This window comes from Pseudomonas sp. H9 (assembly GCF_004353925.1).
Lineage (GTDB): Bacteria > Pseudomonadota > Gammaproteobacteria > Pseudomonadales > Pseudomonadaceae > Aquipseudomonas.
Genome location: NZ_SMOK01000012.1, coordinates 158363 through 179605, shown reverse-complemented (window position 1 = coordinate 179605; position 21243 = coordinate 158363). Strand labels below are relative to the sequence as shown.

Below are 21243 nucleotides of genomic sequence, written 5' to 3'. Positions count from 1 at the left end.
CCCATGACTGCCCTCACGCTCCCTGACATTGCCGCGCAGGCCACCCATTCATCGTTGCCACTGGACTGGGTTGGCATGTGCAACATCGCCTTACCGGTATTGCTCGACGGCAGCATGCTACGCGCAAGTGCTGACGCGGGGGTTAGCCTGGATGATGGCAGCGCACGTGGCATTCACATGTCGCGTTTGTACCTGGCGTTGGAGGCATTCGAGCGGCAACCCTTAACACCCCAGCTGTTGCACCAGGTGTTGCTGAACTTCCTTGAAAGCCATGCAGGCTTATCGGTGGGTGCTTACTTGAAGGTTCGCTTCGACTACATGCTCAAGCGCCCAGCATTGATCAGCCCGTTAGCGGGGTGGAAGGCCTATCCTGTCACCCTGTCGGCACAGGTAAAAGATGAAATGTTCCACGTGGAACTAAAAGTGGAAGTGGACTACTCCTCCACCTGCCCTTGTTCGGCGGCATTGGCCAGGCAATTGATTCAACAGCAATTTCTGACCGACTTCGGCAACCAGCCCCTAAGCCATGAAGCCGTACTCAGCTGGCTTGGCAGTGCCCAAGGTGTGGTTGCGACGCCACACAGCCAACGCAGCGTGGCGCAATTGCAAGTGCGCTTGAAGAAAGGAACCAGCGAGTTGCCGATCAGCGCGTTGATCGATCAAGCGGAAGCGGCCCTGGGTACCGCAGTACAAACCGCCGTGAAACGTGCAGACGAACAGGCCTTCGCCTTGGCCAACGGTCAGAATTTGATGTTCTGTGAAGACGCCGCTCGACGCCTGCACCTGACCCTGCAACGTCTCACTTGGGCTGCCGGCTTTGCCCTGCGCGTGGAACATGCAGAGAGCTTGCATGCCCACGACGCAGTCGCTCAAAGCCAGTGGTGCTGGTAGTGCTCAGGACGCTTCAGGTCCGTGGTTTAACCGTGCCACAGTCGTTGCCCAACCAGACGGCACGCGTATTCATGCTGCCTTGTTGCTGAACGCCAGAAGCGTTGAACGTGCCACTGACCTGAGTAAGAAACTCGCGGTCACTGACAAAGGTCGCTTGCCCTGCACCTTGGGCTTTCGGGCAACTGAAGGTGAACTTCCAGACATTACCGCTGCGCTCGGTGATCTTCTGGGTGCAGCCAGATTTAGGATCTTGCAGCGGAATGTCATCGGTCTTTACCTGCTCCGGCGTCAGGCACGAGCGCACGCCCTGACCGGCAACGCTGATCCCCTGTTTGGCCAGACCGCCTTCGATCATCGCCCGCTGTTCGGGAGGCAAGCTCTTCAACTGGCCGAGCATGAAGCCCATGTCCGGTAGCGCCTTACCATCGACCTGCATGTTGCTGGTGGTCAGCTCCCATAATCCGGGTTGCAACATTTGCGCATGCACCATCGGGCTAGACACTCCCAAGACCAACGCCAGCATCGGCAGACGACTTTTCATGTAATGACTCCTCGAAACTCCAGCCCCAAGCTGGAACACAGCTTAGACGTCAATTTGTCCTTTCGGTTGCAAGTGGGGTGTGGAACATGCTCTGTTAGAGGCAGTGCCTTTGGACAGCAGGATGTGTATGGATTACCACAGCCCCTACTTCTTCGGTTACCTCATTGGTGCCTTGCATTTGCTCGGTAGCATCGCCGCCATGCATGCAGTGCTCACCGTGCGCACGGCCCAAGGTGCAATCGCATGGGCGTTGTCACTAATCTTTATTCCGTACTTCACCTTAATCCCGTACCTGATTTTCGGCAGCCGTACCTTCGATGCCTACATCCAGGCCAGGCGCCAGGCTAACCGGGAAATGCATGTGGCCATGGCGGACCTGAACTGGCGACCTTGGGTAGATGAAGCACTGGCAGCACGCAACTCCGAGTCCTACGGCGCACTTCGGGCCATGCCCAGGTTGGGCCGGATGCCTTGCCTGGCGAATAATCAGGTACGCCTGCTGATCGACGGTAAGGCAACGTTCGACGCTATTTTTGCTGCGATCGAGCAAGCACGTGACACCGTGCTGGTGCAGTTTTTCATCATCCATGACGACAAACTGGGCCGCGCCCTGCAAGCCCTGTTGCTGAAGAAAGCCGCCGAAGGGGTCAAGGTGTATGTGCTGTATGACCGGGTGGGCAGCCATGCCCTGCCCGCCAGCTACAGCCAGACGTTGCGCGAAGGTGGAGTGAACATCCGTGCCTTCGCCACCCGCCGGGGCTGGTTCAACCGTTTTCAGGTCAACTTCCGCAACCACCGCAAGATCGTCGTGGTCGATGGCCTGCAGGGTTTTCTCGGCGGGCACAACGTCGGTGACGAGTACTTGGGTGAAAAGCCGAAACTCTCACCCTGGCGTGACACTCATGTACAGGTCAGCGGCCCGGTGCTGGCCTGTCTGCAGGAGTCATTCGCCGAAGACTGGTTCTGGGCCGCACGCGAGCTGCCACCGCTGATCCTCCCTGACACGTACCCTGAAGACGGTGTTCTCTGTCAGGTACTGGCCAGTGGGCCGGCCGACTCGCAGGAAACCTGTTCGCTGTTTTTCGTCGAAGCGATTCATTCGGCACGCAAGCGGTTGTGGATCACCAGCCCCTACTTCATCCCGGATGAAGCCGTGTTCGCCGCCCTGCGGCTGGCCGTACTGCGCGGGGTGGACGTACGCATCCTGCTGCCTTCACGTGCCGACCACCGTATCGTCTACGCCGCCTCCAGCCTGTTCGCCTTCGAGGCCGTACGTGCCGGTGTGCGGATGTTCCGCTATGGTCCTGGCTTCCTGCACCAGAAGGTGGTGCTTATCGACAATGACGTCAGCGCCATTGGCAGCGCCAACCTGGACAACCGTTCCTTCCGTCTCAACTTCGAGGTGATGCTGCTAACCGTCGACCGCCTGTTTGCCGATCAGGTCGAAACCATGCTCATCCATGACTTCGACCTGGCCCGGGAGATCAGCAGCGAAGACAGCCAGGACACCCACCGCATTCAACATCTGGGCATGCGTATCGCCCGGCTGATTTCACCGATTCTCTAGCGTCCTTCAGCGATACAAATCTTCACGGGTCAACGGCAGGTCGTGGTGACCATCAGCGAACGGTTTGACCGCCAGTATCTGATGCAGGTTGATCCAGCCCTTGGCAAAGGCATAGGAGCAACCCGCCAGGTACAAGCGCCAGATACGCAGCGCTTTTTCCGGCACCAGCGCCGAGGCCGCTTGCAACTGGCTTTCGAGGCGGTCACTCCAGTGCTTGAGGGTGCGGGCATAATGCAGGCGCAGGCTTTCAACATCGACAACCTCAAGCCCCGCCTGACTGATGCTGGCAGCGATCATCGACAGGTGCGGCAGCTCGCCGTGCGGGAACACGTAGCGCCCTATGAAGTTACCCGCGCCGCGCCCGACCGGACGCCCATCCACATGCTTGGCCGTGATGCCGTGGTTCATCACCAGCCCGCCCTCTCGCACCGCACCGAACAAACGCTGGCAGTACAACGCCAGGTTGGCATGGCCGACGTGTTCGAACATGCCGACACTGACCACTTTGTCGAAGCGACCGTCCTGAGGAATGTCGCGATAGTCGAGAATCTTCAGTTCCACCTGACCTTGCAGACCTTCGGCCTTGACCCGCTCACGACCCAGTTTGAGCTGTTCCTTGCTCAGGGTAATGCCGAGAACCCTGGCGCCGAATTCACGGGCGGCAAAGCGCGATAAACCACCCCAACCACAACCTACATCGAGTAAGTAATCGCCCTTGCGCAAACGCAATTTGCGGCACAGGTGTTCGAACTTGTTCTGCTGGGCCAGTTCCAGGCTGTCCTGATCTGTTTTGAAATACGCACAGGAGTAGGCCATGTCACGGTCCAGCCACAGCTGGTAGAAGTCGTTGGACAGGTCGTAGTGATAGGAGATCGCTGAAGCGTCCGTAGCCTTGTCGTGCTCGCGCCTTACCGGTTGGTCTTCAACTTCATGCTTGAGCAAGGCCTCACTGAGTTCATCGCAAATCCGGATCACCTCACTGATGGTGCCCTCCAACTCCAGTTTGCCTTCAACGAAAGCAGCGCCCAGTTCATCCAGGCTTGGGTGAGTCAGTTGGGTGAGTAGCTGCGGATCTTTTACCAGAATGGTGACCTGAGGCTTAGGCCCCAGATCGAACTCATGACCATCCCACAGCCGCAAACGTAGTGGCAATCGCAGGCTTTGCAGAACAGGTGGAAGTTGCGCAAGCATGAATTGAACCTCCCTTTCTTCATCGGACGTCACCGCCAAAGGGTAGTTCATCTGTTGGAAGTTTCAGGCTATCGCGACCATAGTCTGAAGCTGTCGCCCGCATTCCAGACCCTTGGAGCGCAATCGAACCGCGCGATAAATTGTATACAATCACTCGCCTAGCAGACTAATCTTGCCGCCATTGCCGATTCTTCATCCTGGAGTACAACAATGAAAACCTATGATGTGGTGATCATCGGCGGCGGCCCTGGTGGCTACAACGCCGCCATCCGCGCCGGTCAGTTGGGCATGAGCGTGGCCTGCGTGGAAGGTCGCTCGACACTCGGCGGCACCTGCCTGAATGTCGGCTGCATGCCCTCCAAGGCGCTGTTGCATGCTTCGGAACTGTATGAGGCCGCAGTCGGCAGCGAGTTCGCCAACCTGGGCATCGAGGTCAAGCCGACCCTGAATCTCGCCCAGATGATGAAACAGAAGGACGAGAGCGTCACCGGCCTGACCAAGGGCATCGAATTCCTGTTCCGCAAAAACAAAGTCGACTGGATCAAAGGCTGGGGCCAACTGGCTGGCCCGGGCCGGGTCAATGTCAGCGCCGAAGACGGCAGCGTCACCGAACTGCAGGCCAAGGACATTGTCATCGCCACCGGCTCCGAGCCAACGCCGCTGCCGGGCGTGACCATCGACAATCAGCGCATCATCGACTCTACCGGCGCCCTGTCGCTGCCCAACGTGCCCAAGCACCTGGTAGTGATCGGCGCTGGCGTAATCGGCCTGGAACTGGGTTCGGTGTGGCGCCGCCTGGGTAGCCAAGTCACAGTGATCGAGTACCTGGACCGCATCTGTCCCGGCACCGATGAAGAAACCGCCAAAACCCTGCAGCGTTCGCTGGCCAAACAAGGCATCAGCTTTAAGCTGGGCAGCAAGGTCACTCAAGCCACTGCTTCGGCCGATGGCGTCAGCCTTAGCCTTGAGCCAGCTGCGGGTGGTACCAGTGAAACGCTGCAGGCGGACTATGTATTGGTCGCCATTGGCCGTCGGCCTTACACCAAAGGCCTGGGCCTGGAAACGGTCGGCCTGGAAACCGACAAACGCGGCATGCTTGCCAACGAGCATCACCGCAGCGCCGTACCGGGGATCTGGGTCATTGGCGATGTCACCTCCGGCCCGATGCTGGCGCACAAGGCCGAAGACGAAGCAGTTGCCTGCATTGAGCGCATTGCCGGCAAGGCCCATGAGGTCAACTACAACCTCATTCCTGGCGTGATCTACACCCGCCCGGAATTGGCCAGCGTCGGCAAGACCGAAGAACAGCTCAAAGCCGAAGGGCGTGCCTACAAGGTGGGCAAGTTCCCGTTCACCGCCAACAGCCGCGCCAAGATCAACCACGAAACTGAAGGCTTCGCCAAAGTCCTGGCCGACGCCAACACCGACGAAGTGCTGGGTGTGCACCTGGTTGGCCCTAGCGTCAGCGAGATGATCGGTGAATTCTGCGTAGCCATGGAGTTCTCAGCCTCGGCTGAAGACATCGCCCTCACCTGCCACCCTCACCCGACGCGCTCTGAAGCCTTGCGCCAGGCGGCGATGAACGTCGAAGGCATGGCCATGCAGATCTGACGTCAGTCAGCCTGCATCCTTGCCCTGCTCACCTGCGGCGCTGGCCGCCGCAGGTGCAGCAACAGGTGTGCAAACAAACCGAAGATCAGCCCCCAGAACGCAGCCGACAACCCCAGAAATGACATCCCCGAGGCGGTCACCAGAAAGGTGATCAACGCCGCTTCTCGGTCATTCGGCACGCTCATCGCACCCGCTAAAGCACCTCCGATAGCGCCGAACAACGCCAGGCCCGCCAATGCGGCAATCAGCGCCGCCGGAAACGCGGTGAACAGCGACACCAGCGTCGCCCCGAAAACGCCTAGCAGCAAATACAGCACGCCACCCCACACACCCGCCCAATAGCGTTTGCCGGGGTCGTCATGCGATTCGCGCCCAGTGCAGATCGCGGCGGTGATCGCCGCCAGGTTCAATCCGTGACAACCGAACGGCGCCAGCAGCAGGCTGGTGAACGCGTTGCTGGAAATGATCGGGCTTGCCGGCGTTTGATAGCCATCGTTACGCAGTACCGCAATACCCGGCACAAATTGCCCGGTCAGCGCCACCATGACCAACGGCAGGCTGATGCTCAGTACGGCATGCCAGGTAAATACCGGCGCGGTCCACACTGGCGTGGCCAGGCCGACTACCAGCGCCGAGCTGTTCATTTCACCACTGAATACGGCGATGCTCACGCCGCACACCAGCACAGCCAACACGGCGTAGCGTGGCGCGATGCGCTTGAACACCAGGTAAGTGACGAACATTGCCAGCACCAGCAGTGGCTGCGATTTCACCGAGGTGAACAAACCGGTGCCAAAGCTGAACAGGATTCCGGCCAGCATGCCCGCAGAAATGGCCGGTGGAAGTTTGCCGACAATCCGGTCAAAGGCGCCGGACAAACCCACCAGCAGAATCACCAGGTTGGCGACGATATAGGCACCAATCGCTTCGGCAAACGCAATGTCTGGCAGCAGCGCCACCAGTAACGCGGAACCCGGTGCCGACCAGGCAATCACCAGCGGCACTTTGTAGCGCAGGCTGAGCACCACACCCAGTACACCGCTACCAATGGAAATGGCCCAGACCCACGACGACAGTTCAGCGGCCGACAGATCAGCGCTGTGGGCGGCTTGAAAGATGATCACCAACGGGCCAGCGTAGGAAATCAGTGTGGCGATGAAGCCGGCAACCAAGGCAGAAAGGGAGAAGTCCTGGAATATTGTTTTCATTGGATCGTCCAGTTATTGGCTTCTAAAAGCATCGCGGGGCAAGCCCGCTCCCACAGTGTGTTTACCTGTGGGAGCGGGCTTGCCCCGCGATCAATTCAACCTGTTACTCAGGCGTCCTGCAACGCCCGTGGCCGCTTGCTGCGCTGTTCACAGGCAGGCTTCGGTGCGCTGAGCAACTGGAAGTCGAAATCCATTTCGGCAAAGCGCCCTTCCACACCACGGGCATCGGCTGCTGCCGCGTCTTCAACAAAACGCAGTTCACCGATCAAGCCATCACGGGTGGCATAGGCGAAGTCGTCCCACAGGTACTGGTCACCGGCCAGGTTGATCTGGGTCGTCAGGTGACGATAGCCCGGTGCCGAAATGAAGAAGTGGATATGCGCTGGGCGATTGCCGTGACGACCCAGTTGATCAAGCAGCTCTTGAGTCGGACCGTCTGCCGGGCAGCCATAGCCCGACGGCACGATGCTGCGGGCGCGGTAGCGACCCTCGGCGTCGGTGACGATACGGCGACGCAGGTTGAAGTCCGACTGGGTGCTGTCGAAGTATGAGTAAGTGCCTTGGGTGTTGGCATGCCACAGGTCTACCACGGCGCCCGCGACTGGCTGGCCCTGCTCATCCAGCACACGGCCCTGGAGGAACATTACGGTGCCTGGGTCCTGGCCGTCGTCCATGCGGACTTCGCCTTCCGCCATCGGTGCGCCGGCAACATACAGCGGCCCTTCGATGGTGCGTGGGGTACCGCCACTGATACCGGCTTCGGCGTCCTGGGCGTCCAGTTGCAAGTCCAGGTAATGCTCGACGCCCAGACCAGCCACCAACAGGCCGGCTTCCTGGCGCGAGCCCAAGCGGTTGAGGTAATCCACCGCCTTCCAGAATTCATCAGGGGTCACTTGCAGGTCTTCGATGATGCGCGCCACATCGTTAACGATACGGTTGGTCACCAGCTTCATGCGCGGGCTACCCAAGTCGTTGTTCAGGCCGCTGACTTCTTCGAAGAATTTCTGGACATCGGCAGTGTGAGCAATCTTCACGGTCATGATATGTACCTCGAATTGTTGTTATCTGCGTTTCGCGTTTAACGGTCGTCGCTGTGGATCGATGACGGGTGACGGCACAGGCCATCGATTTCGATGTCCATGTAGGGGAACAGCGGCAGCTGCATCAGGGTGTCGTGCAGCGCTTCGACGCTAGGCAGGTCGAACACGCTGTAGTTGGCGTAGTGCCCGGCGATGCGCCACAGGTGACGCCAGCTGCCTTCGCGTTGCAGGCGCTGGGCGAGTTCCTTCTCGTCGGCCTTGAGTTGCGCGGCTTTGGCCGGGTCCATGTCCAGGGGCAGGTTCACGGTCATTTTCACGTGGAACAACATGGCATCTCTCCTTACTTGCGGCTGAAGAACGCCAGGCGCTCTTCGTCCAGGGTCAGGCCCAGGCCTGGGGTACGGGGCACGTGCAGGGCGAAGTCGCGGTAGACCGGCGCTTCGTTAACGATCTCTTCGGTCAGCAACAAGGGGCCGAACAGTTCGGTGTGCCAGGTCAGTTTGTTCAGGGTGATAAAGGCATGGGCCGAGGCCAGCGTGCCGATCGAGCCTTCGAGCATGGTGCCGCCGTACAGTGCGATGCCTGCAGCTTCGGCAATTTGTGCGGTGCGCAACACGGCACGTGGGCCACCGTTCTTGGCGATCTTCAACGCGAAGATGCTCGCGGCGCCGTCGGCTGCCAGGCTGAAAGCGTCTTCGACACTTTCGATCGACTCATCGGCCATGATCGGCGCCGGGCTGCGCTGGTTCAGGCGTACCTGACCGGCACGGTTGATGCGCGAAATCGGCTGTTCGACCAGGTCGATACCGTTGTCGCCCAACACTTGGCAAGCGCGGATCGCCTGGGATTCGTCCCAGTACTGGTTAACGTCGACCCGCACACTGGCGCGATCGCCCAGTGCGCGCTTGATCGCGATGACATGGTTAAGGTCGTGGGCAACTTCGTTGGAGCCGATCTTCAACTTGAAGATGCGGTGGCGGCGCAGATCGAGCATTTGCTCGGCCTCGGCGATATCACGCGCGGTGTCGCCACTGGCCAGGGTCCAGGCCACTTCCAGGCTGTCGCGAACACGACCGCCCAGCAGTTCACTGACCGCCAGCCCCTGACGCTTGCCTTGCGCATCGAGCAAAGCACTTTCGATACCGGAGCGGGCAAAGGTATTGCCCTTGATCACCTTGTCCAGACGCTGCATCGCGGCATTGATGTTGCTGGCGTCCTGGCCAATCAGCAGCGGTGCAAAGTAGCTGTCGATGTTCTGCTTGATGCTTTCCGGGCTTTCGTTGCCATAGGCCAGACCACCAATGGTGGTGGACTCGCCAATACCTTCGATGCCATCAGAGCATTGCAGACGGATGATCACCAAGGTCTGCTTCTGCATGGTATGCATCGCCAGCTTGTGCGGGCGAATGGTGGGCAAATCAACGATCAGCGTCGAGATGCGTTCAATCAAGGGATGACTCATCGAGATCTCCAGGGGCGCTCAACCGAGGTCGCCGCCGCCAACTGGCAGCACCGTGCCAGTGATGTAGGAAGCCTCGTCAGAGGCCAGGAACAGAATGGCGCCAACCTGCTCGTCGAGGTTGCCGTAGCGCTTCATCAGGCTGCTATCAATGGTCTGGTCGACGATCTGCTGGTACCAGACTTTCTCGTCGCTGCTTTGCTCAGCGCTGTTGCGCGGAACCCGGCGTGGCGGTGCTTCGGTACCACCCGGCGCAGTAGCGTTGACCCGCACGCCACGGCCGGCGGTTTCAAACGCCAGGCAAGCAGTCAGAGCATTCACACCGCCCTTGGCAGCACCGTACGGCACGCGGTTAACGCTACGCGTTGCGATGGAGGAAACGTTGACGATCGCGCCGCTGCCCTGCTCAAGCATGTAAGGCAACGCTGCATGGCAGCACCACAGCGTAGGGAACAACGAGCGACGCACTTCGGCTTCGATCTGTGAGGCTTCGTAGTGCTCGAAAGGTTTGGCCCAAATAGTGCCGCCAACATTGTTGACCAACACATCGAGGCGACCGAACCGCTCCACCGCTGCCGCCATCACCTGGCTGCATTCGGTGTGTTGCTCCAAGTCGGCGGTCAGGGTCAGAACGCCTTCGCCTCGCAGTTCGTGTACCAGCTCTGAGCGGTCTACCGCCACCAGGGTCGCGCCTTCTTCGAGCAAGCGCTCGCACAACCGGCGACCGATGCCCTGGGCAGCGCCGGTAACCAGCACGACCTTGTTATCGAATCTGTTGTTCATGACAACCTCGAATAAAAAAGGGACCGACCGTACCCGCACGATGCGCCCGGCCCCATAAAGCAGGATCAGGCAGCGGCAGCAGCGAATTTTTCGTAGTAGAAGTTCGCCGGGGTGATGCCTTGTTCGCGGATGTACTGGCTGACCGCTTCAACCATCGGCGGCGGGCCGCACAGGTACACATCGACATCGCCTTCGTTGAGGTGCTGCGGCTCGATGTGCTGGGTGACGTAGCCCTTGAGCGGATGCTGGCTCTCAGGGTTGGCCACGCAGGCGCTGAAGGTGAAGTTGGGAATGCTTGCAGCTAGGGCTTGCAGGCGGTCCAGTTCAACCAGGTCGAAATCATTGGTAACGCCGTAGATCAGGTGCAGCGGGTGTTCGCTGCCCTCTTCGGCGATTTTTTCCAGCATCGCGGTAAACGGTGCGAGCCCGGTACCACCTGCCAACAGCAGCAGCGGACGACGGATTTCACGCAGGTAGAAACTGCCCAGCGGACCGGCCAGGGTCATGCTGTCGCCCGCCTTGGCCAGACCGGTCAGGAAGCTGCTCATCAGGCCGCCCGGCACGTTGCGGATCAGGAAGCTGACCTCGCCATCCTTCTGCAGTGAGCTGAAGGAATAGGCGCGGGTCTGCTCGCTGCCGGGTACGCCGAGGTTGACGTACTGCCCCGGCAGGAAGGCCAGACGGCTCAGCGCTTCGCCTTTGATCGACAAGGCAATGGTGCTGTCGGACAACTGGCGAACTTCGCTGATGCTGGCCTGGTAGCTGGACTGCTCAGTCTTGCAGACCTGGGACGAGGCCGGGATTCGCACCACGCAATCACTTTCGGCGCGCATCTGGCAGGTCAGTACAAAACCTTGAGCAGCTTCTTCTTCGCTCAAAGCATCTTCGATGTATTCCTGGCCCAGGTCATAACGACCAGCCTCAGCAAAACACTTGCAGGTTCCGCAGGCGCCATCACGGCAGTCCAGTGGGATGTTGATGCCCTGACGGTAGGCGGCATCGGCCACGGTCTCGTCAGCAGTGGCGTCAATGAAACGGGTAACCCCGTCTTCGAAATTCAAGGCGATCTTGTGCATGGCACACCTCGCAGAAAGCTGGATTCAGATGTGGTAAACGTCGATGACCTGACGCACGTAGTCGTTCTTGAGCACGACCTTCTTGGCCTTGATCAGCGGGCGTTCGCCGCGCACATCAAGGGTGTAGAAGCTGGTGCCGAAGTGACTGTCCACTGTCTTGTAGCGAAAGCTCAGGGTGTGCCAGTTAAAGCGCACCTTGCAGACGCCATCGTTCTGTTCCAGCAGTTCGATGTTGCTGATGTTGTGCGAGGTTCGGGTGTCGGGCATGGTCGCACTGGAGCGTTCGGTCTTGATCCGGAACACCCGGTCTTCCAGGCCGCCACGGTTGCCGTACCAGATCAGCGAGATTTCCCGTTGTGGGTCTTCGGTGAGCTGGTCGTTATCATCCCAGGCCGGCATCCAGAAGGTAGCGTCGGCGGCGTAGCACTCCAGCCAGTTGTCCCATTGGCTGTCGTCCAGGTAACGCGCTTCTTCATAGAGAAAGTCGCGCACTTGCTCGAAGGAAATGCTCATTGCACGGCCTCCACTGGGATCAACTGCTGTTCGGCTTCGAGGGCCTTGAGCATGGTTTCCTGCCAGTACTTGTGTTGCAGTACGAACAGGCCTTCGTCTTCAGTACGCACACCGCTCATTTGCGGATGCAGGTCGATTTCCTGGGCCGCGGCATCGGCGCCGTCAACCCAGTGGGTTGCGCCACGGGACATGTCGTTCCAGCCGCGTCCGCCTTGGTAACCCATCTGGCAGGAGCGGAACTCTTCCAGATCGTCCGGGGTGGCCATGCCACTGACGTTGAAGAAGTCTTCGTACTGACGGATACGCTGGGCACGCGCCTCGGCGCTCTCGCCTTTCGGTGCGATGCAGTAAATGGTGATCTCGGTCTTGTCCACGGCAATCGGGCGGGCAATACGGATCTGCGAGCTGAACTGGTCCATCAGGTACACGTTCGGGTACAGGCACAGGTTGCGCGAGTTCTCGATCATCCAGTTGGCGCGCGCCTGACCGAAGTCGGCAGCCAGCTCATCGCGGCGCTCGAACAGCGGGCGGTCCTCAGGGTTGGCCCAACGGGTCCAGAGCAGCAGGTGGCCTTTGTCGAACGAGTAGAAACCACCACCGCTCTTGGCCCAGCCGCCAGCACTCATGGTTTTCACTTCGCTGCCAGCTTCACGCTGTTTGCGCTGGTTTTGGGTAGCGGCATAGTTCCAGTGCACAGCACTGACGTGGTAGCCGTCGGCACCGTTCTCGGCGGTCAGCTTCCAGTTGCCTTCGTAGATGTACGATGAAGAGCCGCGCAGCACTTCCAGGCCTTCAGGCGATTGATCGACGATCATGTCGATGATCTTCGCCGACTCGCCCAGGTGCTCAACCAGCGGAACGACGTCCGGGTTCAGGCTACCGAACAAAAAGCCACGGTACGACTCAAAACGGGCAACCTTGGTCAGGTCGTGGGAACCTTCGCAGTTGAAGCTCGACGGGTAACCGGCATCGACCGGATCCTTGACCTTGAGCAGCTTGCCGGAGTTGTTGAAGGTCCAACCGTGGAACGGGCAGGTGTACGACGAGCGATTACCGCTCTTGTGTCGGCAAAGCATCGCGCCGCGGTGGCTGCAGGCATTGAGGAACGCATTGAGCACACCATCCTTGTTGCGCGCGATGAAAATCGGCTGGCGCCCCATGGTGGTGGTAAGGAAGTCGTTCTTCTCAGGAATCTGGCTTTCGTGGGCAAGGTACAGCCAGTTGCCCTCGAAGATGTGTTTCATTTCAAGATCGAACAGACGGGGGTCGGTGAACATCTCACGCTTGCAGCGAAAGACGCCCTTCTCCTGATCTTCTTCAAGCAGGGCATTAATGTAATCGAATCCCAGGGACATGGCCGGGGCCTCCGTTGTTATTGTGGTCAGGCCATGTCAGGTTAGGGAGCGAGGGGCACGGCAAATATCCGCTTTGTGCAGACCTTTATCCGTTTTCTGCAAAGTGTCAGGAACGACGCTTGAGGGTATCGGAGGGGAGTTCGCCGAACAGCGACTTGTAGTTTTCCGAGAAACGCCCCAGGTGCACGAAGCCATAATCCATGGCCAGTTCGGTGATGCTGCGTACCGGGCAGTTAGGGTCGGCAAGGCTGGCGTGGATGCGTTCGAGCTTCTTCTCGCGGATGTAGTTTTTCGGCGTGGTCCCAGCATTGCGCTCAAACAACGCATACAACGACCGCAGGCTCATGCTGGCCTGACGCGCCAATTGCTCGCTGCAAATATCCAGCTTGAGGTTGCCTTCGATGTAACCGGCAATCCGGTCGAAAGTCACCGCCTGGCTGTTCAACGCCTCACGGCTGACGTTGGTGGGCATCAGAGTAAGCATCTTGCTGGCGACGATCTGGCTGTAGTGCTCCTGCACGCGGATCAGTGGCTCACTGGCTTCGGCTTCATGACAGACCATGGCCAGCAACCCGGAAAATCCTTCCAGCGCCAGCAACTGGTAATGGCTCTGGATAAAGCGCACGCCCTCGTCGGGGCGGTGCCAACGCTGTTCATCGCAGACGTTTTCCAGCAAGCGGTTGGGCAGTTTGAGAATGAATTTTTCGCAGTCGGCCGAGTAGGCCAGATCGACTGGTTCGTCCGGGTTGATCAGCAGCAGTTCACCCGGGCCAAGCAAACGCTCATCCTTGCCACGGCGCCACAGGCAATGGCCCCGCAGCAGAATCTGCAGGTGAAAGACGTTTTCCAGCGCAGGCGACATCACCCGCACTTCGCCCCCATAACTGATCCGGCAGAGATCAAGGCTGGCGAATTTGCGGTGGTCGAGACACGCTTCGGGATGCCCGTAACGCGGCAGACGGATGTTATGCACACCCACATGCTGATTGACGTAGGTCGACACGGCATAAGGGTCGGCACGATCGAAAACCCGGCTGCGCTCACTGAGCAGGGGACTCTCCATACCAGGACACTCGTTGTAGTTATCTTGGCAGTCTAAGCGAAAGCGCAGGTTTGCGACCAACCGAAAGATGGACGGTTTGTTTCCGGTAGGAGCGGGCTTGCCCCGCGATTGCGGTGTGTCAGTTCATTCGCAATCGCGGGGCAAGCCCGCTCCTACCGAAGGAGTTCATACATGAAGCAGTGACAAATCGCGACGCGGTAGGTGTTTTCTGTCAGACCGTTCTGAATCATACTTCCGGCGCCGTTGCTCTGTTGCGCCCGGTCCCGCTGGGGCCTAGGCTGCTGCCGTCGTTGGACATTCCAGCGATCGGATTTAGCAGTCCGGCAATTCATATGAGGTCAACGGCACACCGCTATTATGGCGGTTGTACGTGGGGCGCCTTCGGGTGCGCCGGGTTCCTCTGTGTCCGGTCTGCTAACCCGCGTACAGCTGCCACCCTTCGTTTAGCAGCGAGGCGTGGTTGCTCACTCATACATAGAGGTCAACCATGAAAAAGATCGTCCCCGATCCCCCCACACTCAACCTTGCCAATGCCTCCACAGCCAACACCCCGTTCGGCACCAACCACATATTCAACATCCGCGCCGGCATTCCCGCCGAAGAGGCGCTGCTTCACGCCTGCCAACTGCTGCGATACGCCGAAGCCACAGTCAGCGATGCGGTTGATCACCTGACGCTCAACGACCGCTCGATTGTCTCTGGCGTCGGCCAGCATATCGAAACAGCACGTGCACTGATTGATGCAGTGCTTGATGGCGTTGGTGTGCAACGGATCTTTGTTCCGAGTTAGGTCACAGTGGGAGCGGGCTTGCCCCGCGATTGCGGTGTGTCAGTTCAATCGCAATCGCGGGGCAAGCCCGCTCCTACCGGGTCTACAGCAGTGTCCAGGTGTAGGTCAGCACCAGTCGGTTCTCATCGATGTCTGAACGGTAGTTCGAACGCGCCATCGCATTGCGCACGCGAATGCCCAGGCCTTTGAGCACACCGCTTTGCACCGCATAGCCCAGGTCCAGATCACGTTCATGCTCCTTGCCCTCAAAACCGAGGCCGGTATCGACGTTGTTGCCTTTGAGGTATCGCACGGTCGCCGTCAGCCCCGGAATGCCCATGGCCACAAAGTCGTAGTCGTAGCGCACCTGCCAGGAACGCTCGTCGGCATAGGAAAACTCGTAAGTGGGCACTTCGTTACCCAGCGGCGAAATGTTCGGAAACACTCGCGGGAACGAATCTTCGCCATAGATGCCCTGATAACCAACGCTGAATGTGTGCCCTCCGCGTTTGGCCGACAGCAACGAGTAGAACGCCTGGTTGTCGATATCACCAATTTTGCTTTCGCCCTGTTCCTTCGCAGTGAAGTAACCCAGGTTGGCGCCCAGCACCCAATCACCCACCGGCTGGCTGTGCTTGAGGCCGACAAAGCCTTGTTGATAGATGTCTTCCAAGCGGCCATACCACAGGCTCAGCGTGCTGCGATTGGCATTGAAGCTGTAGTCGCCGCCAGCGAAGTTGAAGGCATCGCTGTCAGCCTGACGCTGAGGCAGATGGCCAAGCATGGCGATCATCTTTTCATCGCCTGATTCGTTGCGCAGGCTGGTGGAGCTCAGGTGGCCCGCCTGCACCGTCAGGCCGTTGATCTCTGATGAGGTGATGCTGGCGCCCTGGTAAGTGGGCGGCAACAAGCGGGAATCGTTGTACTGCAGAATCGGCAGGTTGGTTTGCAGTTCACCCACCTTCAGTTCGGTCTTCGAATAGCGCAGCTTCAAGGTGGCGCCAGCCCGGCTGTATTCGTCGGCGGCACGGCCATCATCCTGCACCGGCAGCAGACCGGTTCCAGTACGGTCCGGGCTGCTGTCGAGCTTGATACCGAGCACGCCGATGGCATCGACACCGACCCCAATGATGCCCGGGGTATAGCCTGATTTGACGTTGAGGATGAAACCCTGGCCCCACTCTTCGGCTTTGGACTGTTTGTTGGGGCCGACGATGTCGGAAAAATCACGGCTGAAGTAGTAGTTGCGCGCTTGCAGGGTAGCCGTGGCGTCCTTGAAAAAGTCAGGTTCAGCGGCCTGGGTGGTGAAACTCAGGGCGAGCAAAGGTAGCCACCCGATTGGACGGAGATTGTTCATTTGATGTGCTCTTTTTATTGTTGTTTTTAGCGTGGGGGATCGCGGGGCAAGCCCGCTCCTACAGGAGGCTGTGGGAGCGGGCTTGCCCCGCGACAGGGTCGGCTAAGCCGCCGACTGCAACCCGGCTCCGGCCTGCGCCGAACTACGGCTGACAAACACCATCATCGCCAGCGCCGCGACCGCACCCGGTACGGCAAAGGCCATGAAGTTCAGCGCCAGCGGCAATTGGTGGCCCAACAGCAGGCCACCCAGCAGCGGCCCGACAATGGCTCCAGTACGGCCGATGCCCGATGCCCAACCCAGGCCGGTTGAACGAATGCCCATCGGGTAGAACTGAGCGACGCAGGCATAGGCCAAAATTTGCGTACCAATGGTGGTCGCCCCGGCAATGGCGATCAGCAGGTACAACACTGGTGTCGGACTTTTGAAGCCCAGCAGGCTGATCGACAACGCCGCCACCGCAAAGAACACCACCAGCACCCGGTCGAGTTTGAAGCGATCACCAATCCAGCCGCCACCGACAGCACCGAAAATCGCGCCGAAGTTGAGCACCAACAGGAACGCCAGGCTCGATCCCAGGCCGTAACCCGCGTTGTTCATCAGTTTTGGCAGCCAGGAGTTGAGTGCGTAAACCATCAACAAGCAGCAGAAGAACGCCACCCAGAGCATCAACGTGCTCAGTGCCCGGCCTTCGCGGAACAACTGCGGTACCGAGCCACCGGCCTGAACACCGGTCACCACGTCCAGTCGGTCATCAGCCTGCGGTTTATAGCTGGGCTCTACCCGCTGCAGCAGTTCGCGGGCCTGCTCGGTACGGCCTTGGCGCACCAGAAAACCCAGCGACTCCGGCAAGAAACGCAAGATCAACGGCAACAGCAGCAACGGGATGATGGCGACGTAGAACACCGACTGCCAGCCGAAAGACGGCAACAACACGATGCCCAGGCCCGCAGACAACATGCCGCCCACCGAGTAACCGCTGAACATGATTGCCACCAGGGTGCTGCGCATGCGCTTTGGCGCGTACTCATTCATCAAGGCCACCACGTTGGGCATCACCCCGCCGATGCCTAAACCGGCAAGGAAGCGGCAAATACCGAATTCGGTGGGATTGCGGGCAAAGCCGTTGAGCACGGTAAAGCCGCTGAACAGGACCACGCAGATCATGATGGCTTTCTTGCGCCCGATGCGGTCTGACAGCGGCCCGAATATCAAGGCACCGAACATCATGCCGAACAAGGCGTAGCTACCCAGGGCACCGGCTTGCAGCGGCGTCATGCCCCACTCTTGCATCAAGGCCGGCAATACCACGCCATAGATGACCAGGTCATAACCGTCGAAGATGATAATCAGCGCGCACCAGAACAGTACACGCCAGTGAAAGGTATTGAACTTCGCCTGATCGATCAGGCTATTGATATCGATCGCTCGCATGTGGCGTGTCTCTTTTGTTGTTGTTATCGAAACCTGAGTGGCGAACCCTGCCGAGCAGTGTTCGCAGCCTCAGGTTAGGACTAGTACAACAGTGCCAATAGCCGTTTCCTGCGAATCGCTATCCAGTTTGCGCAACGGCTGACCAGGTGTCAGCGATGCCGTTTGAAGGTAGCCGAAGGCAGCTCGCCAAAGCGCTGGCGGTAGCTTTCGGCAAAGCGCCCCAGGTGCAGAAACCCGTAGTCGAGGGCGATCTCGGTGACGTTGCGCACTTGGCTGGCCGGGTCCTGCAGTGCGGCATGAATCCGTTCGAGCTTACGCTGGCGCACATACCCTTTGGGCGACAGCCCGGCATGACGTTCGAACAGGGAATACAACGAGCGCTCACTGACCCGCGCCACATTCATCAACTGGGCGACGCTGATGTCTTGTTCCAGGTGGGCATCGATATAGTCGGCTAATTGTTCGAAAGAATGTGTTTGCTGCACCGGTTCGGCGCGTTGCACATTGTTGTCCAGCAAGCTGAGCAACTTGCTGGCGACAATACGCCCGTAATGCTCTTGCACCTGCAGCAGTGAATCGGTGGTTTCCGCCTCCTGGCAAACCAAGCCGAGCAGGCCGATAAAGCCTTCCAGCTCACCGGTGACGTGACGCGCTCGGTTGAAACGAATTCCCCCCTCAGGCAATTGCCAGCGCTGCTCAATACACGCCTGCTCCAGCAAACTGACCGGCAGCTTGAGAATGAATTTCTCGCAGTCGGCCGAATAGGTCAGGTCTACCGGATCGTCGGGGTTAATCAGCAACAACTCGCCCGGCACGTAGTAGTGTTCATTGCCACGGCAACTGGACTGACAATGCCCCTTGAGCAGAATCTGCAGGTGGTACAGGGTACCCAGAGCAGGTGAGGTGATCCGCGCTTTACCGCCGTAACTGAGACGGCAGAGATCAAGGCTGGCAAACTTGCGGTGATTGATGCTGGCCTTCAAGTCACCACTTCTGGGCAGGCGCAGGCTATGGCCACCCACATGCTGATTGACGTATTCGGACACGGCGTAAGGGTCGGCGCGCTGAAAAACACTGCTGCGCTCGCTCAACAGGTGGCTGCTCATGGGCTGCCCTCTTTCTTGTTCTTTCTGACGATATCCACAGGGTCTGGTTATCCACAAGGCGCCAGCTTGCGTCAGCACTATCAGGCAGTCCAATATCTGTTGGGTAGGCAACCATACCTTGGAGGTATTATGGAACTGCGCCATCTACGTTACTTCCGGGTGCTCGCGCAGACCCTGAACTTCACCCGCGCCGCCGAGCAGTTGCACATTGCCCAACCCCCCTTGAGTCGGCAGATCCATCAGTTGGAAGAGTTTCTTGGCGTCGCGCTGCTGGAGCGCAGCCGCCCTTTGCGCCTGACTGAGGCCGGGCGCTATTTCTACGAGCAGAGTGCAATGCTGCTCGACCAGCTTGAGCAAATATCCGAAGGAACCCGACGTATCGCCAACAGCGAGCGCCAGTGGCTGCGCATCGGCTTTGCACCGTCGACGCTGTACGACCTGCTGCCTGAACTGATTCGCCAACTGCGGCGCAATCAGGACCTGGAGCTGGGCCTGCAGGAAATGATCACCCTGCAACAGGTCGAGGCTTTGAAAGCCGGACGCATCGACATTGGGTTCGGCCGCATCCACATCAAAGACCCGGCCATCGACCAACAGGTGCTGCGCGAAGATCCTCTGGTGGTCGCCCTGCCCTGCGGCCATCCACTGATCGGTCAGCCCCTCGATCTTATCCGTCTGGCGTTTGAGCCGTTCGTGCTCTACCCCGCCACACCACGCCCCAGCTACGCCGACCACATCATGGCGTTGTTTTCCAGCCAGGGGCTGAGTGTGCAAGTGATTCAATGGACCAACGAACTGCAAACCGCCCTCGGTCTGGTGGCGGCCGGCCTGGGGATAACTTTGGTGCCGGCTTCGGTACAGCGCCAGCATCGCGACGATATCGTGTTTGCACCATTGAGCGAGTCGGCGGCGATTTCACCGATCATTCTCAGCCGCCGGGTTGGGGATAACTCCCCACAGGTCCAGCACTGCCTGGAACTGATCGAACGAATGACCGGCCACTAGGGCCGGTCGTTCCACGCTCAGCTTGCGACCAGCGAATGTTTATCCACAGGCCCGCTGTAGAAGCGTTTCGCCAGAAACGGGGTGATATCCACAGGTGAAACTTCGTCATGCACAAGCTTGTCGATCATCACGCCGGTGATTGCTGACGTGAGGATGCCGGTGCGAAAGTGTCCACAGGCATTCAAATAACCAGACACTTCTGAAACCGGCCCGAGAATCGGCAGTTCATCCGGTGACCCCGGCCGTAGACCAGCCCAGCTGCGCTTGAGGTTGACCTGCGCCAGCTGTGGAATACAACGAATGGCGCCCTGCACCAGGCCGTTGATCTCCGGGAAGGTATTACTCACATCGAAGCCTTTGTCTTCGGTGGTGCTACCGATGAGGATCTCGCCATTGTCCTTCTGCGCCATGTAGCAATCACTGGTGGTCAGGCAACCTTGCAGCAGCTTAGGCATGCGCTCGGTAAGGATGATCTGGCCTTTGACCGGGCTTACCGGAATGCGCAGCCCTGTAGCCTGTTCGCTCAGGTCGGCCGCCCACGCGCCAGCGGCATTGATCAGCGTCTGACAATGAAACGTGCCTGCTACGTCGGTCTGCACACCACTGACCCGTGAGCCTTGATGCAACACACCGGTGACATTGGTGTTGTGGAACAGCTCCACGCCGTTCTGGCGCGCCGCTTCCAGGTAAGCGTCAGCCAGCCGGAACGGGCTGACCTGGTGATCGCACAGAAACTCCAGCGCGCCACGGGCCTGATGACTGACCGCCGGTTCTGCCTGACGCAAGGCCGCGCGGTCGAGCCAGCGTACCTGATCGGCCAGGTGCGGGATCTGCGCAACGATGTGCTCGGCGTACAGTTGGTCTTCATCGTCATAAATCACGTACTTCAGGCCCGTACGCTCGAACTTGAAGTCCATGCCATGTCGGTCGATCAGCTCGCGATGCAGCTGTGGATAAAGTGCGTTGGACTGCAGCGCAAAGTCAAAGAACGACGGCGGCAGAATATGCGGGGTGCTGGCATCCACCGCCACCGCACTGCCTTGGGCCTGACGTTTGTGCTGGGCCGACATCATGCGAAAGAAAATCACCCCACAGCCCAGGCCCACCGACTCGCCAATCGCCCATAACCCACCGGCCGAAGCACGTGTGGCGTTACCAGGACGCTTGGCATCGATCAGAGCGATCCTCAGGTTTTTGCGTTTCGACAATTGGTAAGCGCATGAGGCGCCAATGACACCACCACCAGCAATCACAACATCGTAGGTTCTGTTCAT

General features: G+C 59.2%; 20 protein-coding genes. 5 read left to right on the top strand and 15 right to left on the bottom strand.

All coding sequences use genetic code 11. The annotated features are described in order from the left end of the window. Nucleotides 1-3 precede the first annotated feature (3 nt). On the top strand, nucleotides 4-891 hold the full coding sequence (gene folE2, locus E1573_RS11405; RefSeq protein ID WP_133213671.1) for a GTP cyclohydrolase FolE2: 888 nt from the start codon (nucleotides 4-6) through the stop codon (nucleotides 889-891). A gap of 13 nt (nucleotides 892-904) precedes the next feature. Here folE2 and E1573_RS11400 read toward each other — a convergent pair whose 3' ends face one another. Continuing rightward, nucleotides 905-1432 carry a DUF3617 domain-containing protein gene (locus E1573_RS11400; protein ID WP_133213669.1) on the bottom strand — a complete coding sequence of 176 codons (528 nt, stop codon included), beginning with the start codon at nucleotides 1430-1432 and terminating at the stop codon, nucleotides 905-907. A gap of 127 nt (nucleotides 1433-1559) precedes the next feature. Between E1573_RS11400 and cls the strand changes: the two genes are divergently transcribed. Continuing rightward, nucleotides 1560-2999: a cardiolipin synthase gene (cls, locus tag E1573_RS11395; protein WP_133213667.1), complete on the top strand. Its 1440-nt coding sequence runs from the start codon at nucleotides 1560-1562 to the stop codon at nucleotides 2997-2999. A 6-nt stretch (nucleotides 3000-3005) separates the two neighbouring features. Here cls and cfaB read toward each other — a convergent pair whose 3' ends face one another. Further along, nucleotides 3006-4190 (bottom strand): C17 cyclopropane fatty acid synthase CfaB, encoded by a 1185-nt coding sequence (gene cfaB / locus E1573_RS11390; protein WP_133213665.1) that lies wholly within the window; start codon nucleotides 4188-4190, stop codon nucleotides 3006-3008. 210 nt (nucleotides 4191-4400) lie between these two features. Here cfaB and lpdA point away from each other — a divergent pair, with 210 nt between their 5' ends. After that, nucleotides 4401-5801, top strand: coding sequence for a dihydrolipoyl dehydrogenase (gene lpdA, locus E1573_RS11385; protein WP_133213663.1), 1401 nt, complete (start codon nucleotides 4401-4403; stop codon nucleotides 5799-5801). Between the two features lie 2 nt (nucleotides 5802-5803). Here the strand turns inward: lpdA and E1573_RS11380 are convergent, their stop codons facing one another. The 9 genes from E1573_RS11380 to E1573_RS11340 form a co-directional block, all read right to left on the bottom strand. Beyond that, nucleotides 5804-7009 carry a benzoate/H(+) symporter BenE family transporter gene (locus tag E1573_RS11380; protein WP_133213661.1) on the bottom strand — a complete coding sequence of 402 codons (1206 nt, stop codon included), beginning with the start codon at nucleotides 7007-7009 and terminating at the stop codon, nucleotides 5804-5806. 107 nt (nucleotides 7010-7116) lie between these two features. Beyond that, the gene (catA, locus tag E1573_RS11375) at nucleotides 7117-8049 is read right to left on the bottom strand and encodes a catechol 1,2-dioxygenase (protein ID WP_133213659.1); all 933 of its coding nucleotides are present in this window, start codon (nucleotides 8047-8049) and stop codon (nucleotides 7117-7119) included. A 38-nt stretch (nucleotides 8050-8087) separates the two neighbouring features. Then, on the bottom strand, nucleotides 8088-8378 hold the full coding sequence (gene catC, locus E1573_RS11370; RefSeq protein WP_133213657.1) for a muconolactone Delta-isomerase: 291 nt from the start codon (nucleotides 8376-8378) through the stop codon (nucleotides 8088-8090). Between the two features lie 11 nt (nucleotides 8379-8389). After that, nucleotides 8390-9511: a muconate cycloisomerase family protein gene (locus E1573_RS11365; protein ID WP_133213655.1), complete on the bottom strand. Its 1122-nt coding sequence runs from the start codon at nucleotides 9509-9511 to the stop codon at nucleotides 8390-8392. Between the two features lie 18 nt (nucleotides 9512-9529). Then, nucleotides 9530-10291, bottom strand: coding sequence for a 1,6-dihydroxycyclohexa-2,4-diene-1-carboxylate dehydrogenase (locus E1573_RS11360; protein ID WP_133213653.1), 762 nt, complete (start codon nucleotides 10289-10291; stop codon nucleotides 9530-9532). 65 nt (nucleotides 10292-10356) lie between these two features. Further along, nucleotides 10357-11367 (bottom strand): benzoate 1,2-dioxygenase electron transfer component BenC, encoded by a 1011-nt coding sequence (benC, locus tag E1573_RS11355; RefSeq protein WP_133213651.1) that lies wholly within the window; start codon nucleotides 11365-11367, stop codon nucleotides 10357-10359. Between the two features lie 24 nt (nucleotides 11368-11391). Beyond that, complete coding sequence (gene benB / locus E1573_RS11350; protein ID WP_038616069.1) at nucleotides 11392-11880, bottom strand: benzoate 1,2-dioxygenase small subunit; 489 nt, start codon at nucleotides 11878-11880, stop codon at nucleotides 11392-11394. Further along, complete coding sequence (gene benA, locus E1573_RS11345) at nucleotides 11877-13235, bottom strand: benzoate 1,2-dioxygenase large subunit (protein ID WP_133213649.1); 1359 nt, start codon at nucleotides 13233-13235, stop codon at nucleotides 11877-11879. The genes benB and benA overlap by 4 nt, the downstream gene beginning before the upstream one ends. Before the next feature lie 106 nt (nucleotides 13236-13341). After that, a complete protein-coding gene (locus E1573_RS11340) occupies nucleotides 13342-14298 on the bottom strand; it encodes an AraC family transcriptional regulator (RefSeq protein ID WP_133213647.1) in 957 nt (318 codons plus the stop codon). Between the two features lie 487 nt (nucleotides 14299-14785). Between E1573_RS11340 and E1573_RS11335 the strand changes: the two genes are divergently transcribed. Further along, nucleotides 14786-15088 carry a DUF6124 family protein gene (locus E1573_RS11335; protein WP_133213645.1) on the top strand — a complete coding sequence of 101 codons (303 nt, stop codon included), beginning with the start codon at nucleotides 14786-14788 and terminating at the stop codon, nucleotides 15086-15088. Nucleotides 15089-15170: 82 nt separating this feature from the next. Here E1573_RS11335 and E1573_RS11330 read toward each other — a convergent pair whose 3' ends face one another. The 3 genes from E1573_RS11330 to E1573_RS11320 form a co-directional block, all read right to left on the bottom strand. After that, nucleotides 15171-16424, bottom strand: a complete 1254-nt coding sequence (locus tag E1573_RS11330) for an OprD family porin (protein WP_133213642.1) — start codon at nucleotides 16422-16424, stop codon at nucleotides 15171-15173. A 102-nt stretch (nucleotides 16425-16526) separates the two neighbouring features. Next, nucleotides 16527-17858 carry an aromatic acid/H+ symport family MFS transporter gene (locus E1573_RS11325; RefSeq protein WP_133213640.1) on the bottom strand — a complete coding sequence of 444 codons (1332 nt, stop codon included), beginning with the start codon at nucleotides 17856-17858 and terminating at the stop codon, nucleotides 16527-16529. 149 nt (nucleotides 17859-18007) lie between these two features. Next, a complete protein-coding gene (locus tag E1573_RS11320; RefSeq protein WP_133213638.1) occupies nucleotides 18008-18964 on the bottom strand; it encodes an AraC family transcriptional regulator in 957 nt (318 codons plus the stop codon). Nucleotides 18965-19093: 129 nt separating this feature from the next. Between E1573_RS11320 and E1573_RS11315 the strand changes: the two genes are divergently transcribed. Beyond that, complete coding sequence (locus E1573_RS11315) at nucleotides 19094-19969, top strand: LysR family transcriptional regulator (RefSeq protein WP_133213636.1); 876 nt, start codon at nucleotides 19094-19096, stop codon at nucleotides 19967-19969. 17 nt (nucleotides 19970-19986) lie between these two features. On the opposite strand, the gene hcnC is transcribed toward E1573_RS11315, so the two are convergent. Next, nucleotides 19987-21243, bottom strand: a complete 1257-nt coding sequence (gene hcnC, locus E1573_RS11310) for a cyanide-forming glycine dehydrogenase subunit HcnC (protein ID WP_133213634.1) — start codon at nucleotides 21241-21243, stop codon at nucleotides 19987-19989.

Coding starts and splice junctions, on each gene's coding strand:
- folE2 (WP_133213671.1), top strand. CDS start 4: ATGACTGCCCTCACGCTCCCTGACATTGCCGCGCAGGCCACCCATTCA.
- E1573_RS11400 (WP_133213669.1), bottom strand. CDS start 1,432: ATGAAAAGTCGTCTGCCGATGCTGGCGTTGGTCTTGGGAGTGTCTAGC.
- cls (WP_133213667.1), top strand. CDS start 1,560: ATGGATTACCACAGCCCCTACTTCTTCGGTTACCTCATTGGTGCCTTG.
- cfaB (WP_133213665.1), bottom strand. CDS start 4,190: ATGCTTGCGCAACTTCCACCTGTTCTGCAAAGCCTGCGATTGCCACTA.
- lpdA (WP_133213663.1), top strand. CDS start 4,401: ATGAAAACCTATGATGTGGTGATCATCGGCGGCGGCCCTGGTGGCTAC.
- E1573_RS11380 (WP_133213661.1), bottom strand. CDS start 7,009: ATGAAAACAATATTCCAGGACTTCTCCCTTTCTGCCTTGGTTGCCGGC.
- catA (WP_133213659.1), bottom strand. CDS start 8,049: ATGACCGTGAAGATTGCTCACACTGCCGATGTCCAGAAATTCTTCGAA.
- catC (WP_133213657.1), bottom strand. CDS start 8,378: ATGTTGTTCCACGTGAAAATGACCGTGAACCTGCCCCTGGACATGGAC.
- E1573_RS11365 (WP_133213655.1), bottom strand. CDS start 9,511: ATGAGTCATCCCTTGATTGAACGCATCTCGACGCTGATCGTTGATTTG.
- E1573_RS11360 (WP_133213653.1), bottom strand. CDS start 10,291: ATGAACAACAGATTCGATAACAAGGTCGTGCTGGTTACCGGCGCTGCC.
- benC (WP_133213651.1), bottom strand. CDS start 11,367: ATGCACAAGATCGCCTTGAATTTCGAAGACGGGGTTACCCGTTTCATT.
- benB (WP_038616069.1), bottom strand. CDS start 11,880: ATGAGCATTTCCTTCGAGCAAGTGCGCGACTTTCTCTATGAAGAAGCG.
- benA (WP_133213649.1), bottom strand. CDS start 13,235: ATGTCCCTGGGATTCGATTACATTAATGCCCTGCTTGAAGAAGATCAG.
- E1573_RS11340 (WP_133213647.1), bottom strand. CDS start 14,298: ATGGAGAGTCCCCTGCTCAGTGAGCGCAGCCGGGTTTTCGATCGTGCC.
- E1573_RS11335 (WP_133213645.1), top strand. CDS start 14,786: ATGAAAAAGATCGTCCCCGATCCCCCCACACTCAACCTTGCCAATGCC.
- E1573_RS11330 (WP_133213642.1), bottom strand. CDS start 16,424: ATGAACAATCTCCGTCCAATCGGGTGGCTACCTTTGCTCGCCCTGAGT.
- E1573_RS11325 (WP_133213640.1), bottom strand. CDS start 17,858: ATGCGAGCGATCGATATCAATAGCCTGATCGATCAGGCGAAGTTCAAT.
- E1573_RS11320 (WP_133213638.1), bottom strand. CDS start 18,964: ATGAGCAGCCACCTGTTGAGCGAGCGCAGCAGTGTTTTTCAGCGCGCC.
- E1573_RS11315 (WP_133213636.1), top strand. CDS start 19,094: ATGGAACTGCGCCATCTACGTTACTTCCGGGTGCTCGCGCAGACCCTG.
- hcnC (WP_133213634.1), bottom strand. CDS start 21,243: ATGAACAGAACCTACGATGTTGTGATTGCTGGTGGTGGTGTCATTGGC.